This window comes from Paraburkholderia sp. D15, assembly GCF_029910215.1.
Taxonomy (GTDB): Bacteria; Pseudomonadota; Gammaproteobacteria; order Burkholderiales; family Burkholderiaceae; genus Paraburkholderia.
In genome coordinates, this window is record NZ_CP110395.1 from 3,955,431 (window position 1) to 3,971,706 (window position 16,276).

General features: G+C 65.8%; 14 protein-coding genes. All 14 read right to left on the bottom strand.

Annotation, left to right across the window (positions count from 1 at the left end):
* Positions 1-74 precede the first annotated feature (74 nt).
* From ftsA to mraZ, 14 genes are read right to left on the bottom strand one after another with little or no spacing between them, the layout of a single operon-like run.
* Positions 75-1,307 (bottom strand): cell division protein FtsA, encoded by a 1,233-nt coding sequence (ftsA, locus tag LFL96_RS17175; protein WP_007180311.1) that lies wholly within the window; start codon positions 1,305-1,307, stop codon positions 75-77.
* Positions 1,308-1,334: 27 nt separating this feature from the next.
* Positions 1,335-2,087, bottom strand: a complete 753-nt coding sequence (locus LFL96_RS17180) for a cell division protein FtsQ/DivIB (RefSeq protein WP_280996409.1) — start codon at positions 2,085-2,087, stop codon at positions 1,335-1,337.
* 37 nt (positions 2,088-2,124) lie between these two features.
* Entirely contained in the window at positions 2,125-3,066 is a 942-nt protein-coding gene (locus LFL96_RS17185; RefSeq protein ID WP_280996411.1) for a D-alanine--D-alanine ligase, read from the bottom strand.
* A 1-nt stretch (position 3,067) separates the two neighbouring features.
* Positions 3,068-4,471, bottom strand: a complete 1,404-nt coding sequence (murC, locus tag LFL96_RS17190) for a UDP-N-acetylmuramate--L-alanine ligase (protein ID WP_280996412.1) — start codon at positions 4,469-4,471, stop codon at positions 3,068-3,070.
* Complete coding sequence (murG, locus tag LFL96_RS17195; RefSeq protein WP_280996413.1) at positions 4,468-5,616, bottom strand: undecaprenyldiphospho-muramoylpentapeptide beta-N-acetylglucosaminyltransferase; 1,149 nt, start codon at positions 5,614-5,616, stop codon at positions 4,468-4,470. The genes murC and murG overlap by 4 nt, the downstream gene beginning before the upstream one ends.
* Positions 5,613-6,911 carry a putative lipid II flippase FtsW gene (ftsW, locus tag LFL96_RS17200; RefSeq protein WP_280996414.1) on the bottom strand — a complete coding sequence of 433 codons (1,299 nt, stop codon included), beginning with the start codon at positions 6,909-6,911 and terminating at the stop codon, positions 5,613-5,615. The genes murG and ftsW overlap by 4 nt, the downstream gene beginning before the upstream one ends.
* Positions 6,908-8,422 (bottom strand): UDP-N-acetylmuramoyl-L-alanine--D-glutamate ligase, encoded by a 1,515-nt coding sequence (gene murD / locus LFL96_RS17205; protein ID WP_280996415.1) that lies wholly within the window; start codon positions 8,420-8,422, stop codon positions 6,908-6,910. The genes ftsW and murD overlap by 4 nt, the downstream gene beginning before the upstream one ends.
* 23 nt (positions 8,423-8,445) lie before the next feature.
* A complete protein-coding gene (gene mraY / locus LFL96_RS17210; protein ID WP_280996416.1) occupies positions 8,446-9,615 on the bottom strand; it encodes a phospho-N-acetylmuramoyl-pentapeptide-transferase in 1,170 nt (389 codons plus the stop codon).
* A 17-nt stretch (positions 9,616-9,632) separates the two neighbouring features.
* A complete protein-coding gene (gene murF / locus LFL96_RS17215; RefSeq protein ID WP_280996417.1) occupies positions 9,633-11,048 on the bottom strand; it encodes a UDP-N-acetylmuramoyl-tripeptide--D-alanyl-D-alanine ligase in 1,416 nt (471 codons plus the stop codon).
* A complete protein-coding gene (locus LFL96_RS17220) occupies positions 11,045-12,619 on the bottom strand; it encodes a UDP-N-acetylmuramoyl-L-alanyl-D-glutamate--2,6-diaminopimelate ligase (protein WP_280996418.1) in 1,575 nt (524 codons plus the stop codon). Before LFL96_RS17220 ends, murF begins: the two co-directional genes overlap by 4 nt.
* On the bottom strand, positions 12,616-14,481 hold the full coding sequence (locus LFL96_RS17225; protein WP_280996419.1) for a penicillin-binding protein 2: 1,866 nt from the start codon (positions 14,479-14,481) through the stop codon (positions 12,616-12,618). The genes LFL96_RS17220 and LFL96_RS17225 overlap by 4 nt, the downstream gene beginning before the upstream one ends.
* Positions 14,478-14,828 carry a cell division protein FtsL gene (gene ftsL / locus LFL96_RS17230; RefSeq protein ID WP_280996420.1) on the bottom strand — a complete coding sequence of 117 codons (351 nt, stop codon included), beginning with the start codon at positions 14,826-14,828 and terminating at the stop codon, positions 14,478-14,480. Before ftsL ends, LFL96_RS17225 begins: the two co-directional genes overlap by 4 nt.
* Positions 14,825-15,778 carry a 16S rRNA (cytosine(1402)-N(4))-methyltransferase RsmH gene (gene rsmH, locus LFL96_RS17235; protein ID WP_280996421.1) on the bottom strand — a complete coding sequence of 318 codons (954 nt, stop codon included), beginning with the start codon at positions 15,776-15,778 and terminating at the stop codon, positions 14,825-14,827. Before rsmH ends, ftsL begins: the two co-directional genes overlap by 4 nt.
* Positions 15,779-15,794: 16 nt before the next feature.
* A complete protein-coding gene (gene mraZ, locus LFL96_RS17240; RefSeq protein ID WP_025647927.1) occupies positions 15,795-16,223 on the bottom strand; it encodes a division/cell wall cluster transcriptional repressor MraZ in 429 nt (142 codons plus the stop codon).
* Between the last annotated feature and the right edge of the window lie 53 nt (positions 16,224-16,276).

Genomic DNA, 16,276 nt, shown 5'->3' on the forward strand with positions numbered 1-16,276 from the left:
TCGCGCGCCGGCCGCCGGCACCAGCGCGTATTGTCGAAACCCGAAAACCCGTTCGCTCGTTCGCGGCGAATCCATTAGAAGTTGCCGAGGAACCAGTCCTTCATCCGCGTGAAGACCTGGCCCATCGAGCCCGACTGCACCGCGACCTTGCGGCCGCGCATGCGTTGCGAGCGTCCTTCGACGAGCAGACCCATTGCGGTGGAGTAGCGCGGATTGCGCACCACGTCCGCGAGACCGCCCGCGTATTCCGGCACGCCGATGCGCACCGGCTTCAGGAAAATGTCCTCGCCCAGCTCGACCATGCCGAGCATCATCGACGCGCCGCCGGTCAGCACCACGCCCGAGCTCAGCAGCTCTTCGTAACCCGACTCGCGCACCACCTGCTGCACGAGCGAAAACAGTTCCTCGACGCGCGGCTCGACCACCGCCGCCAGCGCCTGGCGCGACAGCGTGCGCGGGCCGCGCTCGCCGAGACCCGGCACTTCGATCATTTCGTCCGGATCGGCAAGCGCCTGCTTGGCGATGCCGTAATCCACCTTGATGTCTTCCGCGTCCGGCGTCGGCGTGCGCAGCGCCATCGCGATGTCGCTGGTGATCTGGTCGCCGGCGATCGGAATCACCGCGGTATGCCGGATCGCGCCTTCGCTGAAAATCGCGATGTCGGTCGTGCCGCCGCCGATATCGACCAGCACCACGCCGAGCTCCTTCTCGTCCTCGGTCAGCACCGCGAGCGACGACGCCAGCGGCTGCAGGATCAGATCGTTCACTTCGAGGCCGCAGCGGCGCACGCACTTGACGATGTTCTGCGCCGCGCTCACCGCGCCGGTGACGATGTGCACCTTCACTTCGAGGCGAATGCCGCTCATGCCGATCGGCTCGCGCACATCCTCCTGACCGTCGATGATGAATTCCTGGGTCAGGATATGCAGCACCTGCTGATCGGTCGGGATGTTGATCGCCTTGGCCGTTTCGATCACGCGCGCCACGTCGGTCTGCGTGACTTCCTTCTCCTTGATCGCCACCATGCCGCTCGAATTGAAGCTGCGGATATGGCTGCCGGCGATCCCGGTGAAGACGTTGGTGATCTTGCAGTCGGCCATCAGCTCGGCTTCTTCCAAAGCGCGCTGAATCGACTGCACGGTGGCTTCGATATTCACCACCACGCCTTTCTTGAGCCCCTTCGATTCGCTCTGGCCGAGGCCGATCACCTCGTAGTGACCTTCGCCCTTCAATTCGGCGACGATGGCCACGACCTTCGACGTCCCAATGTCGAGGGCGACCAGCAGATCTTTATAGTCTTTACTCATAGCGTGCTCATTGCGTGTGATGTCCGTTTACTTCTTGCCCTTGTCGGGTTCGCTGATAAAGCGCATGCCAGCGGCACGAATCGCGAAACCGTTCGGATAGCGCAAGTCCGCATACTCGATATCCTTTCCCCAACGTTGCGTCACCGCGCTCCACGCCGCGGTCAGGCGCTTGCTGCGATCGAGCAGCGTGTCCTGATTGCGTTCGCGCCCAAGTTCCACCTGCGTTCCGTTCGACAACTTCACCGTCCACGCATAACGCGGCGACAGCGTCACTTCGTCCGGCGTCGCGCCCAGCGGCGCGAACCACTTCTGAAAATCGTGATAGCGCGCGACGACTTCCTTCGCCGTGCCGTCCGGGCCGTCGAACGCGGGCAGATCTTCCTCGAGTTCGCCCTGATTCGCGGTGAACAGTTCGCCGTCCACGCTCACCAGTTGATCGCTGCCCCACGTCCCAAGCGGTTTGTACTCTTCCAGCGTGACAGCCAGCGCATTCGGCCAGACGCGCCGCACGCTCGCGTGCCGCACCCACGGCATCTGCTCGAACGCCTGCCGCGCGACGTCGAGATCCACCGTGAAAAAGTTGCCCTTCAACCGGCCGACGACCCCAGCGCGCACCGTCGGCGAATTGATGTGCTCGGTGTCGCCGTCGATCTGTATCTCACGCAGCGCGAAATTCGGGCGCTGGATCAGCCAGTAACCGCCCGCCGCCAGCAGCACGAGCACCAGCAACGCGTGCAGCGCGTTGGCGGCGAAATTGAGCTGGCGAACGTTGTTCCACATGGTGATGCTTTCGGGTCGCCCCGCGTAATGCTGCAAATTAGTCCTGCAACGTCAGCGCCAACACGCCGACAACCAGATCCTGATAGCTGATGCCCACCGCGCGCGCCGCTTTCGGCGGCAGCGAGTGATCGGTCATGCCGGGCGCCGTGTTCACTTCCAGAAAGTACGGATTACCCTGCGCGTCCATCATGAAATCGGCACGGCCCCAGTCGGTGCAGCCGAGCACTTCGAACGCGCGGCGCGCCAGCACCTTCAGGCGCGCTTCCTCGTCGGGCGCGATACCGCACGGAATCAGATACTGCGTGTCGTTCGCGACGTATTTCGCGTGGTAGTCGTAAAACTCGCCGGCGGGCACGATGCGGATCAGCGGCAGATCGAGATTGCCGGCGATGCACGCGGTGTACTCGCCGCCGCCTTCGATGCTCTTTTCCACCACGACGATCCGGTCGAACTTCGCCGCCTCGGCGAGCGCGGCCGGCAACGCGTCCGCGCTCTTCACCTTGATCACCGCGACGCTCGAACCTTCGCTCGCCGGCTTCACGAACAGCGGCAAACCGAGCTTCGCGACGATGTCCGGGCTACGCGCCGCGTAGTCATCGCCACGCAGCACGGTCTCGAACGGCGGCGTCGGAATGCCGAGCTGCTGCCACACGAGCTTGGTGCGGAATTTGTCGAGGCCGAGCGCCGAGCCGAGCACGCCGCTGCCGTTGTACTTGATGCCGTAGAAGTCGAGCGCGCCCTGAATCTGGCCGTTCTCGCCATAACCGCCGTGCAGCGCGATGAACGCGCGGTCGAAACCTTCCGCCTTCAGATCGGCGAGCGGACGCTCGGCCGGATCGAACGGATGCGCGTCGATGCCGGCGTCGCGCAGCCCCTGCAGCACGAGGCGGCCGGACGTCAGCGACACTTCGCGCTCAGCGGATTCACCGCCGAGCAACACGGCGACCTTGCCGAATTTTTTCGGATCGATACTGCTCATCTCACACCCTGGTTTCCTGAGCGAGGCGACCCGGCACACCGCCGATCGAACCCGCGCCCATCGTGATCACCACATCGCCGTCGCGCACCACTGCCGCCAGCGCGTCCGGCACTTCATCCACCGAATCGACAAACACCGGTTCGACCTTGCCCGCCACGCGCAGCGCGCGAGCGAGCGCGCGGCCGTCCGCCGCGACGATCGGCGCTTCGCCGGCCGCATAGACTTCGGTCAGCACGAGCGCGTCGACCGTCGAGAGCACCTTCACGAAATCTTCGAAGCAGTCGCGCGTACGCGTGAAACGGTGCGGCTGGAACGCCAGCACCAGGCGCCGGCCCGGAAACGCGCCGCGCGCCGCCGCCACCGTCGCGGCCATTTCGACCGGGTGATGGCCGTAATCGTCGACCAGCGTGTAGGCGCCGGCCGGTTTGTCCTCGCTCACCACCGGCACTTCGCCGTAACGCTGGAAGCGCCGGCCCACGCCGTTGAAGTCCGCCAGCGCTCGCTGGATATCGGCATCTTTCACTTCAAGTTCAGTCGCGATCGCGATCGCGGCCAGTGCGTTCTGCACGTTGTGCTCGCCCGGCAGGTTCAACACGATGTCGAGCGGCGCCGCGTCTTCGCGCATCGCGGTGAAATGCATCTTGCCGTCGCGCGCCTCGACGTTGACCGCGCGCACCTGCGCGTCGGGCGCGAGACCGTAGCGGATGATCGGCTTCGACACGAACGGCAGGATCTCCTTCACGTTCGGATCGTCGACGCACAGCACCGCGATTCCATAGAACGGCAGACGGTGCGTGAATTCGATGAACGCCTGCTTGAGCCGCGCGAAATCGTGGCCGTAGGTGTCCATGTGGTCGGCGTCGATGTTCGTGATGACTTCGATCACCGGGAACAGATTCAGGAACGACGCGTCCGACTCGTCCGCTTCGGCGACGATGAAGTCGCCCGTGCCGAGCCGCGCATTCGCGCCCGCGCTGATCAGCCGGCCGCCGATCACGAAGGTCGGATCGAGCCCGCCCGCCGCCAGCACGCTCGCCACCAGCGAGGTGGTGGTGGTCTTGCCGTGCGTGCCGGCAATCGCGATGCCCTGCTTCAGGCGCATCAGCTCCGCGAGCATCACCGCGCGCGGCACGATCGGGATGCGGCGATGGCGCGCGGCCAGCACTTCCGGGTTGTCGCTGCGCACCGCGGTCGACACGACCACCGCATTCGCGCCTTCGATGTTCTCCGCCGCGTGACCGATCGCGATCCGCGCGCCCAGGTTGGCGAGGCGATCGGTGATCGCGTTGCTCGACAGATCCGAGCCGCTCACCTGATAGCCGAGGTTGACCAGCACCTCGGCGATGCCGCTCATGCCGACGCCGCCGATGCCGACAAAGTGAATGTGTTTGACGATGTGTTTCATTGCTTTCCTTCGGGGCTCGCGCCCGCCGTCGAACCCGCCACAGTCGCGCAGATCTGCGCGACCTGCTCCGTGGCGTCGGGTTTCGCGAGCGAGCGCGAACGCTCCGCCATTTCCGCGAGCGTTTCGCGTGTCTGGCTACGCAACCAGTCGGCGAGCATCTGCGCCGACAGATCGCGTTGTTGCACGACCAGCGCCGCGCCGTTGCCGGCGAGGAACGCTGCATTAGTAGTTTGGTGATCGTCCACGGCGAACGGGAACGGCACGAACAACGCCGCCACGCCGACCGCCGAAATCTCCGACACCGTCATCGCGCCCGAGCGGCAGATCACCAGATCCGCGTTCTCGTACGCGCTCGTCATGTCGTCGATGAACGGCACGAGTTCGACGGCGCTTGCCGCGCCATCGCCGCTCACACCGTCGTTGCCTGCCTGCAGACCCGCCGCCGCGTAATTCCCGCGCAGCGCGTCGATATGCTTCGCGCCCGCCTGATGCACGATGCGCGGCCGTTCTTCCGGCGCCAGCAGCGCGACCGCGCGCGGCACCACTTCGTTCAACGCCGCCGCGCCGAGGCTGCCGCCCACCACCAGCACATTCAACGGGCCGCTGCGTTGCGCGTAGCGTGCTTTGGGTGCATTTGCGCGCGCAAGTTCCTCACGAATCGGGTTTCCGGTCCACTCGCCATGCGGCAGCGCGTTCGGGAACGCAACCAGCACGCGCCGCGCGAGTTTCGCCAGCACCTTGTTGGCGAGACCCGCGATCGAATTCTGTTCGTGCAGCACCAGCGGACGCCCGCTCAACGCGGTCATCAGGCCCGCCGGAAACGTGATGTAGCCGCCCATGCCGAGCACCACATCCGGCTTCACGCGACGCAGCACCGACAGACTCTGCGTGCAGGCGCGCAGCAGATTCAGCGGCAGCATCAGCTTGGTCTTCAGGCCCTTGCCGCGCAGGCCGCCGAAGCGCACGTACTCCATCGGAATGCCGTGCTTCGGCACCAGCGTCGCTTCCATGCCCGCGGGGTTGCCGAGCCACACCACCTTCCAGCCCCACGCCTGCATCAGATGCGCGACCGCGAGCCCCGGGAACACGTGTCCCCCGGTGCCGCCGGCCATCACCATCAGCGTGCGTTGCGGGCGAGCGCTCATACCTTGCCTCCGCGCATCAGCACCCGGTTTTCGTAATCCACGCGCATCAGCACCGCGACGGCCACGCAGTTCAGCAAGATGCCCGAACCGCCGTAGCTGACGAGCGGCAGCGTGAGACCCTTGGTCGGCAGCAGACCGAGGTTCACGCCCATGTTGATGAAGGTCTGCGCGCCGAACCAGATGCCGACGCCCTTCGCCACCAGACCGGCGAACGTGCGGTCGAGCGCGAGCGCCTGACGGCCGATCTCGAACGAACGGCGCACGATCCAGTAGAACATCAGGATCACCACCAGCACGCCGACGAACCCCAGTTCCTCGCCGATTACCGCGAGGATGAAGTCGGTATGCGCCTCCGGCAGATAGTTGAGCTTTTCGACGCTGCCGCCGAGGCCCACGCCGAACCACTCGCCGCGCCCGAACGCGATCAGCGAGTGCGTCAATTGATACGCCTTGCCCTGCGCGTAACGGTCGTCCCACGGATCGAGGTACGCGAAGATCCGCTCGCGCCGCCACGGCGACGCCCACACCAGCAGACTGAAGGTGCCCACCGCGGTGGCGACGAGGCCGCCGAACAGCTTGCCGTTCACACCGCCGAGGAACAGTACGCCCATCGCGATCGCCGCGATCACCATGAACGCGCCCATGTCCGGTTCGAGCAGCAGCAACGCGCCGACCACGCCGACCGCGAAAGCCATCGGCAGAAAGCCCTTGGCGAAGCTGTGCATGTATTCCTGCTTGCGCACCGTGTAGTTCGCCGCGTAGATCGTCACCGCGAGCTTCATGATTTCCGACGGCTGCATGTTCGTGATGCCGAGCGGAATCCAGCGGCGCGCACCGTTCACGCCCTTGCCGACGTGCGGAATCAGCACGACCACCAGCGCGGCGAGCGCGATCAGGAAAAGCTTCGGCGCGTACTTGTCCCACGTCGAGATCGGAATACGGAACGACACCACGCCGATCACCGAGCCCAGCACGACGAACAGGATCTGCCGCGCGAGGAACGCCCAGTCGCGGTAGGACGCGTACTTCGGCGAGTCCGGCATCGCGATCGACGCCGAATACACCATCACGACGCCGAGCCCCAGCAGCGCGACGACCACCCACAGCAGCGAGTGGTCGTAATCGAGCATGCGCGAGCGCAGCGGACGCACGCCGTTGACGGCGCTCGCCAGTCCGCTGCCGCCCGTGCGTCCGCCGCTGCGCGCACCGCCGCCTGCACCGCCGCCGCCGCCGCCGCTAGCATCGCCGGCGCCGGCGCCCGCCGTGCGTGATCCGAAGCGTTCCGACCAGCTCATATCATCGTCCCCCGTTCGGCAGCGATTTCTTCCACCGTGCCGCGAAATACGTCGGCGCGGTGCGCATAGCTTTTGAACATGTCGAAGCTCGCGCAGGCCGGCGACAGCAGCACCGCGTCGCCCGGTTGCGCGAGCGCGCTCGCGGCGCGCGTCGCGTCCTCGAGCGTCGCGTGATCGGTCATCGCAATGCCGGTGTGTTCGAGCGCGGCGCGAATCTGCGGCGCGTCGCGGCCGATCAGCATCACCGCGCGGCACCAGCGCATCACCGGCGCGGCGAGCGGATCGAATGCCTGACCCTTGCCGTCGCCGCCGACGATCAGCACCGCGCGTTGCGCGAGACCATCGAGCGCGGCAACCGTGGCGCCGACGTTGGTGCCCTTGCTGTCGTCCACGTAATCGATGCCGTCGATCGACGCGATCAGTTCCACGCGATGCGGCTCACCACGGTATTCGCGCAGACCATGCAACAGCCGCGCGCCCGGCAGACCGACGGCGCGCGCGAGCGCGTACGCGGCGAGCGCATTGGCGGCGTTGTGCAGGCCGCGAATCCGCAACGCGTCGGCCGGCATCAGGCGCTTGAGCGCGATGTCCGGCTGCGCGAGCGCTTCGTTCTTGCGGCGGCGCTTCGGCGCCGGCTCGTCGTTCGCGTCGCGGTCGTGCGCCTCGACCAGCCACACGATGCCGTTATCGCGCTGCAATCCGAAGTCGCCCACATTCTTCGGCTCGGTGACGCCGAACGTCACGACGTCGGCATCGCTCTCCGCGGAAGGTGCGAGCGACATGACGCGCGCGTCGTCGCGATTCAGCACGCGAACCGTCTGTGTACCAAAGATGCGACCCTTCGCGGCGGCGTACGCATCGAGTCCGCCGTGCCAGTCGAGATGGTCCTGCGTGATGTTCAGCACCGCGGCGGCATCCGGCGCGAACGTATGCGCGGTTTCGAGCTGGAAGCTCGACAGTTCGAGCACCCACACCTCGGGCAACGCGGTGGCGTCGATCGATTCCATCAGCTTGTCGAGCAACGACGGGCTGATGTTGCCCGCCACCGCGACCTTCTTGCCGGCGCGTTCGCACAGCAGGCCGGTCAGGCTGGTGGTGGTGGTCTTGCCGTTGGTGCCGGTGATCGCGATCACCTTCGGCGCGTAGCCGCTCTCGCCGAGCGTCACCAGCGCCTGGGCGAACAGTTCCAGTTCGCCCCACACGGGAATGCCCTGCTCGCGCGCGGCGGTGATCAAGGGCAGCAGATTGGCGGCGAGCGGCGACAGGCCGGGGCTGATCGCCACCAGTTCGACGCCGTCGAGCAGCGACGGCGCGAACGGGCCGCCGACGAATTCGGCGTCGACGCGATGCGCTTCGAGCGCGGACAGGTTCGGCGGCACCTCGCGCGTATCGGCCACACGCAGCCGACAGCCGTGCCGCGCGCACCAGCGCGCCATCGCGAGACCGGATTCACCCAGTCCCAGCACGAGCACCATCGGCTTTTGCCGATCCCGAAACTTCTCGCCGAACATCGCCTGCTTCCTCTAGAACCTGCTTAACGCAATTTGAGCGTGGACAAACCGAACAGACACAACATGAGCGTGATGATCCAGAAGCGCACCACGACCTGCGTTTCCTTCCAACCCGACAATTCGAAATGGTGATGCAGCGGCGCCATCTTGAAGAGACGCCGCCCTTCGCCGAAGCGGCGCTTGGTGAACTTGAACCACGTGACCTGCAGCATCACGGACAGCGTTTCGGCGACGAAAATGCCGCCCATGATGAACAGCACGATTTCCTGGCGCACGATCACCGCGACGGTGCCGAGCGCGCCGCCGAGCGCGAGCGCGCCGACATCGCCCATGAACATCTGCGCGGGGTGCGTGTTGAACCACAGGAACGCGAGCCCTGCCCCGCCCATCGCCGAGCAGAAGATCAGCAATTCGCCGGCGCCCGCGATGTGCGGGAACAGCAGGTACTTCGAGTAGACCGAGCTGCCCATCACGTACGCGAACACGCCGAGCGACGCGCCGACCAGCACGACCGGCATGATCACGAGGCCGTCGAGACCGTCGGTGAGATTGACCGCGTTGCTCGCGCCGACGATCACCAGATACGTCAGTACGATGAAGCCCCACACGCCGAGCGGATAGCTGATCGACTTGATGAACGGCAGCATCAGGTCGGCGTGCGGGGGCAGACCCATCGACAGGCCGCTGCGCACCCACGCCATGAACAGGTCATACACGCGCACGTTGCTCGCTTCGGACACGCTGAACGCGAGATACACCGCCGCGAACAGGCCGATCAACGATTGCCAGAAATACTTTTCGCGCGACGACATGCCGCGCGGGTCCTTGTAGACCACCTTGCGGTAATCGTCGACCCAGCCGATCACGCCGAAGCCGAACGTGACGAGCATCACGATCCAGATGAAGCGGTTGGTCAGATCGGCCCACAGCAGCGTGGCCACCGCGATGCCGAGCAGAATCAGCACGCCGCCCATGGTCGGCGTGCCCGATTTGACGAGGTGAGTTTGCGGGCCGTCTTTACGGACGGCCTGGCCGACCTTCATCGCCGTCAGTTTGCGAATCACCGCAGGGCCGCAGACGAGCCCGATCAGCAGCGCGGTGATGGTCGCCATCACCGCACGGAAAGTCAGATAACTGAACACGCGCAAGAAGCTTGCGTCATTCTGCAGCCATTGCGCCAGCGCCAGTAGCATGCTTCGGTCCTTCTATTTCAATGTGCGGCGGGCGTCGTGCCCGCTGCGTTGGGTTGTGGACTCGTAACGGCGTCCACCACGCGTTCCATTTGCATGAAGCGCGAGCCTTTCACGAGAAGCGTTGCGGCAGAACCGAAACCGGCCTGCTGCAATTGCGCGACCAGCGTGCCGACGTCGGCCACGTGATGCGCGTGCGCGCCGTACGCGGTGCAGGCGTCGCGCGAAGCGTCGCCCATCGCGTACAGCGCATCGATGCCGCGTTCCTTCGCATATGCGCCGATTTCGCGGTGGAACGCCGGGCCGTTGTCGCCGACTTCGCCCATGTCGCCCATCACCAGCACGCGCGGCGATGCGCGCGACGCGAGCACGTCGATCGCGGCGCGCATGGAGTCGGGATTGGCGTTGTAGGTGTCGTCGATCACGGTGGCACCGGCCAATGCGCCGAGCGCCGCGCGCTTGACCTGCAGACGCCCCTTCACCGCGCCGAACGATTCGAGGCCGCGCTGGATCGCGTCGAGCGGCACGCCCGCGGCGAGCGCTGCCGAGGTGGCGGCCAGTGCGTTGTGCGCGTTGTGATTGCCGAGCACCTGCAAGGTGACGTCGAGGTGGCCTTCAGGCGTATCGATGCTCAAACGGCTGCCGTCGAAGGTGCCGGTGACGGCGGCTTCGGTCACGCGATCGGCCGAATTCAGCGCGAAATCGACGATCCGGTTGCCGGTTGCCGCGACACGCCAGATGCTGGCGTACGCATCGTCGGCGGGAAACACGGCGACGCCTTCGGGCGTCAGCGCGTGGATCACGCTCGCGTGTTCGAGCGCGACCGCTTCGACGGTCGCCATGAATTCCTGATGCTCGCGCTGCGCGTTGTTCACGACCGCGACCGTCGGCTCGGCGATCTTCGCAAGCAACGACGTCTCGCCCGGATGATTCATGCCGAGTTCGACCACCGCGAGCCGATGCGCGGCGTGCAGGCGGAACAACGTGAGCGGCAGGCCGATGTCGTTGTTGAAGTTGCCGGCCGTCGCGAGACGCTGGGGTTCGCCCACCGCCGCCGCGAAGATCGACGCGATCATTTCCTTGACCGTGGTCTTGCCGTTGCTGCCCGTCACCGCGACGAGCGGCATGCTGAACTGGCGACGCCAGCCGCGCGCGAGTGCGCCCAGCGCGATACGCGTGTCGGTCGTCACGCGCAGCGACGGCACGTTCCAGTCCGCCGGCGCGCGCTCGACCAGCACGGCCGAGACGTTGCGCGCCGCGACTTGCGGCAGGAAGTCGTGCGCGTCGAAGCGTTCGCCCTTGATCGCGATGAACAGATCGCCGGGGCCAGCGCTGCGGCTGTCGGTCGATACGCGCTCGAATACGACGCTATCGTCGCCGAGCACGGTGGCGCCCGGAATCAATGCGGCCGCTTCACGCAACGAGAACATGCTCATTCGCCACCTCCGCGTGCTTGCGTCGCGCGCGCGGCGAGCGCGAGGCGGGCGTGGTCCTGATCGGAGAAAGCGCGTTTCTTACCCATGATTTCCTGTGTCGCCTCGTGCCCCTTGCCGGCCAGCACGATCACGTCTTCGCGCGCGGCGCCGCGGATCGCCTGCAGGATCGCGCTCGCGCGGTCCTCGATCCGGCGCGCCTTGTGCGCGTCCTGCATGCCCGCGGCAATCTGGTCGATGATCGATTGCGGGTCTTCGCTGCGCGGGTTGTCGCTCGTCACCACCACGCCGTCGGCGAGCTTTTCGGCGATCGCGCCCATCAGCGGACGCTTGGTCGCGTCGCGGTCGCCGCCGCAGCCGAACATGCAGATCAGTTCGCCGCCGCGCGCGGCCGCCATCGGGCGCAGCGCTTCGAGCGTTTTTTCCAGCGCGTCCGGCGTGTGCGCGTAATCGATCACGACGAGCGGTTCGTCGTTCTGCAAGCGGCCGCCCAGACGCTGCATGCGGCCATTCACCGGTTCGAGCTTCGCCAGTTCGGCGAGCGCGGCGTCGAACGGTACGTCGGCGGCCAGCAGCGCGCCGAGCACGCCGAGCAGATTGCTGACGTTGAAGGCGCCGAGCGTTTGCACTTCGACCTCGGCGTCGCCCCAGCCGGAGGTGCTCAGGTGGAATGCGGTACCCGTGGCGGTGGCGCGCACGTTCGATGCGAGCAGCCACGCGTCAGCCTGCGGCGCGTTTTGTGTCGTGTTTTGCGACGCGTTTTGCGTCGTGCCATCGTCGATGCCGTACGCGATGGTGCGGGCGTGGCCATGCGTGCTGGCGAGCAAGCGGCGGCCGGCGGCATCGTCGCGATTGATCACGGCGGCGCGCAGTTCCGGCCACGCGAACAGACGCGCTTTCGCCGCTTCGTACGCCTCGAACGTGCCGTGATAGTCGAGATGGTCCTGCGTGAGATTCGTGAACACGGCGATGTCGAACGCGGTGCCGTTCACGCGCCCCTGATGCAGCGCGTGCGACGACACTTCCATCGCCACCGCCTGCGCGCCCGCGTCGCGCAGTTGCGCGAGGCTGCGTTGCAGTTGCGGCGCGTCCGGCGTCGTGAAGCCGGTGTGCACGAGCTGACCCGGCAGACCGGTGCCGAGCGTGCCGATGATCGCGCAGCGTTTGCCGAGCGCCGTCAGCGCCGCCGAGACCCACTGGCTGCACGACGTCTTGCCGTTCGTGCCGGTGATGCCGACCGTCAGCAACGCATCGGTCGGATCGCCATACCAGCCGCTTGCAATCGATCCAGCGAGTTCGTTCAAGGCCGGTACGGCCAGCATGGCGGCCGGATCGAGCGTGCCGTCGAAACCTTCGGGCTGCACCAGCACGGCGGCCGCGCCGCGTTCGAGCGCGCCGTCGATGAACGGGCGGTTGTCCGCGCCGTCGACCGCGTAGGCGAAAAACGCGTCGCCCGCCGCGAGCGAGCGCGTGTCGGCGTGCAGATGCGCGCCTGGCTGCACGTGTGCATGCAGCCAGGCGAGGGCGTCGGCGATCAGCCGGTGCGCGGGATGATGCTGGCGCAACGCGCTCATCGCACGACTCCCGGATGGCTCTTCGCGGTGGCGGAAATCGTCATCTTTTTAGCGCCGGCGCTGGTGGAAAGTTTCTTGACCGTGGTCGGCGTGGCCGGGACGGTCGGCGCGGGCGGCGCCGAATCGTCCGACACCACCATCTGCTTGACCGGCATATCCGGCGGGACATTCAGCGAACGCAGCGTATCGCCGACGATCCCCGAGAACACCGGGCCCGACACCTGGCCGCCGAAGTGGCTGCCCGCCGTCGGTTCGTCGACCGACACGGCGACGACGATGCGCGGATTCGGCATCGGCGCCATGCCGACGAACGACGCGCGGTATTTGGAATGGTCGTAGCCGTGCGCACCGTGCTTGTACGCGGTACCGCTCTTGCCGCCGACGCGATAGCCCGGCACCGCCGCATCCGGCGACGTGCCGCCCGGCGCGGTGACGGTTTCGAGCATCGCACGCACTTCGCGGGCGGTGGTCGGCGCGAAGATCTGCGGACCGGTGGCCGGCTGGTCGCCAGGCGTGCGGAAGATCGACACCGGCATGATTTCGCCGTCGTGCGCGATCGCGGTGTAAGCGCGGCCCAGCTGGAACAGCGACACCGACAGACCGTAGCCGTACGACATGGTCGCCTGCTCGATGCGGCGCCAGCTCTTCCACGGCCGCAGACGGCCCGCCGCCGCGCCAGGGAAGCCGACCTTCGGCGCCATGCCGAGACCGATGCTGGTATACATATTCCACATCTCTTCAGGCCGGAGCTGCATGGCGATCTTCGTCGCGCCGATGTTGCTCGACTTCTGGATCACGCCGCCGACGGTCAGCACGCCAAAGCCGCTGTCGTCGGTAATCGGCGCGCCGTCCAGCACGAAGCGGCCGTTGCCCGTATCTACCAGTGTAGTCGGCGTGACACGGTGCAGATCGAGCGCGAGCGACACCGTGAACGGCTTCATGATCGAGCCCGGCTCGAACGTGTCGGTCAGGATGCGGTTGCGCAGCTGGTCACCGGTCAGGTGAGAACGGTCGTTCGGGTTGTACGTCGGGTAATTGACGAGCGCCAGCACCTCGCCGGTACGCACGTCGATCACCATGGCCGCGCCGGCCTTCGCCTTGAACTTCTCGACCGCCGCTTTCAGGTTCGTGTACGCGATGTACTGGATCTTGCTGTCGATCGACAGATCCACGTCTTCGCCGTTGTGCGGCACGACCTGCTCGTCCACGTCCTCGATGATGTGGCCCATGCGGTCCTTGATCACGCGGCGGCTGCCCGATACGCCGGCGAGCAGCTTCTGGTCGCCGAGTTCGACGCCTTCCTGGCCTTCGTCTTCCACATTGGTGAAGCCGATCAGGTGGGCGGTGATCTCGCCTTCCGGGTAGAAGCGCTTGTATTCGTCGCGCGAGTAAATGCCGGGAATGTCCAGCGCCGTCACTTTTTCGGCGACATCCACCGGCACCTGGCGCTTCACGTAGACGAAGTTCTTGTCTTCCGAGAGCTTGGCGCGCAGTTCCTTATTGGTCATGCCGAGGAGCTTGCCGAGGGAGGCGAGCTTGTCCGCGCCGAGATCGTCCGGCACCGATTCGGGAATCGCCCAGATTGCGCGCACCGGCAGACTCGTGGCGAGCACGAGCCCGTTGCGGTCGAGAATCTTGCCGCGCGTGGCCGGCAGTTCGAGACGGCGCTGATAGCGGATTTCGCCCTGCCGCTGATAGAACGCGTTGCCCGGACCCTGGATCCAGAACGCGCGCCCGGCCAGCGCGACGAACGCCATGAACAGCAGGAACACGACGAGTTTCGAGCGCCACATCGGCAGACGCACCGACAGGATCGGATTGGCCGAGAAGGCCACGCTCTTGCGAGTCGACGATTTTTTCATCGCACGCCTCCGCGACGGGTCGCCACCGGCGCCGACGCCGGACCGGAAGTCGGAATCGGCGCATCCTCGGCCTTCGCGGCGCCCGGATCGAGCGTCAGGTACTGGGTGCGGCCGGTCGTGACCGATTGCATCTTCAGCGAGTCGGTCGCGATCTGCTCGATGCGCGAGGTCTTCGACAACGCGCTCTGCTGATATTGAAGCTGCGAATAGTCCTGCTGCAGCTGGCGCTCCTGCGATTGGGCGCGCTGCAACTGGATGAATATCTGACGCTGCTGATTGGTCGCGTTCACCACGGACAAAGCGCAACCCATCACGATGATCAGCAGGAAGATGTTGAGACGGTTCATGGCGCGATCCGCTCCGCCACACGCATCACGGCAGAACGGGCGCGCGGGTTGGCGGCGACTTCAGCGTCGCTCGCGAACACACGGCCGATGATTTTGAGCGGAGGGCTCGGCAGGTCGACGGCGCGGATCGGCAGACGGCGATCCACCGCGGGCGTACTGGCGTGCGCCTGCATGAATCGCTTGACGATCCGGTCCTCGAGCGAATGAAAGCTGATGACCACCAGCCGCCCCCCTTGCTCCAACAGCGACAACGCTGCTTCTAAAACGACTTGCAGCTCCGCAAGCTCTTGATTGATGTGAATCCGTATAGCTTGAAAGGTGCGGGTTGCCGGATCCTTACCCTTCTCACGGGTCTTGACGACGTTTGCCACGATTTGGGCAAGCTCGCCCGTGGTGACGAGAGGCCCAAGACGGTCGGACTCTGCCCGGCGAGCAACAAGCGCCTTTGCAATCTGAAAAGCAAACCGTTCTTCCCCATAATCTCGTATCACCTCCGTCAGTTCCTGCACCGTGGCCCGAGCCAGCCAGTCAGCCGCGGACTCGCCGCGCGTCGGGTCCATCCGCATGTCGAGCGGGCCGTCCGCGCGGAAGCTGAAGCCCCGCTCGGGATCGTCGATTTGCGGCGACGATATGCCCAGATCCAGTAATACGCCCGACACCCGCCCTACCCCACGCTCCGCGACCGCGGTGCGCAGTGAAGCAAAACTCTCGTGCACGATGCAAAAGCGCGGATCCGCGATCTGCTGCGCCGTGGCGATGGCGAGCGGGTCTTTGTCGAACGCGATCAGACGGCCCGACTCCGACAGCTTCTCCAACACCAGGCGGCTGTGACCGCCGCGCCCGAATGTACCGTCCACATACACGCCGTCCGCGCGATTCACCAGCGCGCCGACCGCTTCATCCAACAGCACCGTGCGATGCTGATATTCGTTTCCCATCGCAGGTGCCATATCTAGTAAGCCGCGATCAGAACGTGAAATTCTTTAACGCTTCGGGCATGCCCTCGGCGATGGCCGCCTGTTCCTTCGCGGCGTAAATCTGTGCGTCCCATAACTCGAAGTGACGGCCCATACCGAGCAGATTCACTTCCTTTTCCAGCGAACCGGCCGCGCGCAACTCCGGCGACACGAGCACACGCCCTGCGCCGTCCATATCCACATCCATTGCATTGCCGAGAAAAATGCGCTTCCACCAGGCTGCGTTCATGGGCAGCTTGTCGACCTTGTCGCGGAAGATTTCCCATTCCGGGCGCGGAAAGAGCAACAGGCAGCCGTCCGGGTGCTTGGTGATCGTCACCCGGCCCTCTGCCTGTGTTTGCAGCGCATCCCGATAGCGAGACGGAATCGACATCCGCCCTTTCGCATCGAGCGTCAGCGCCGACGCCCCTTGGAACACTTCGCTCTCCCCTGTCGATCCGGTCTCGCGCTGTGCGCCGACCCGATCCCCAT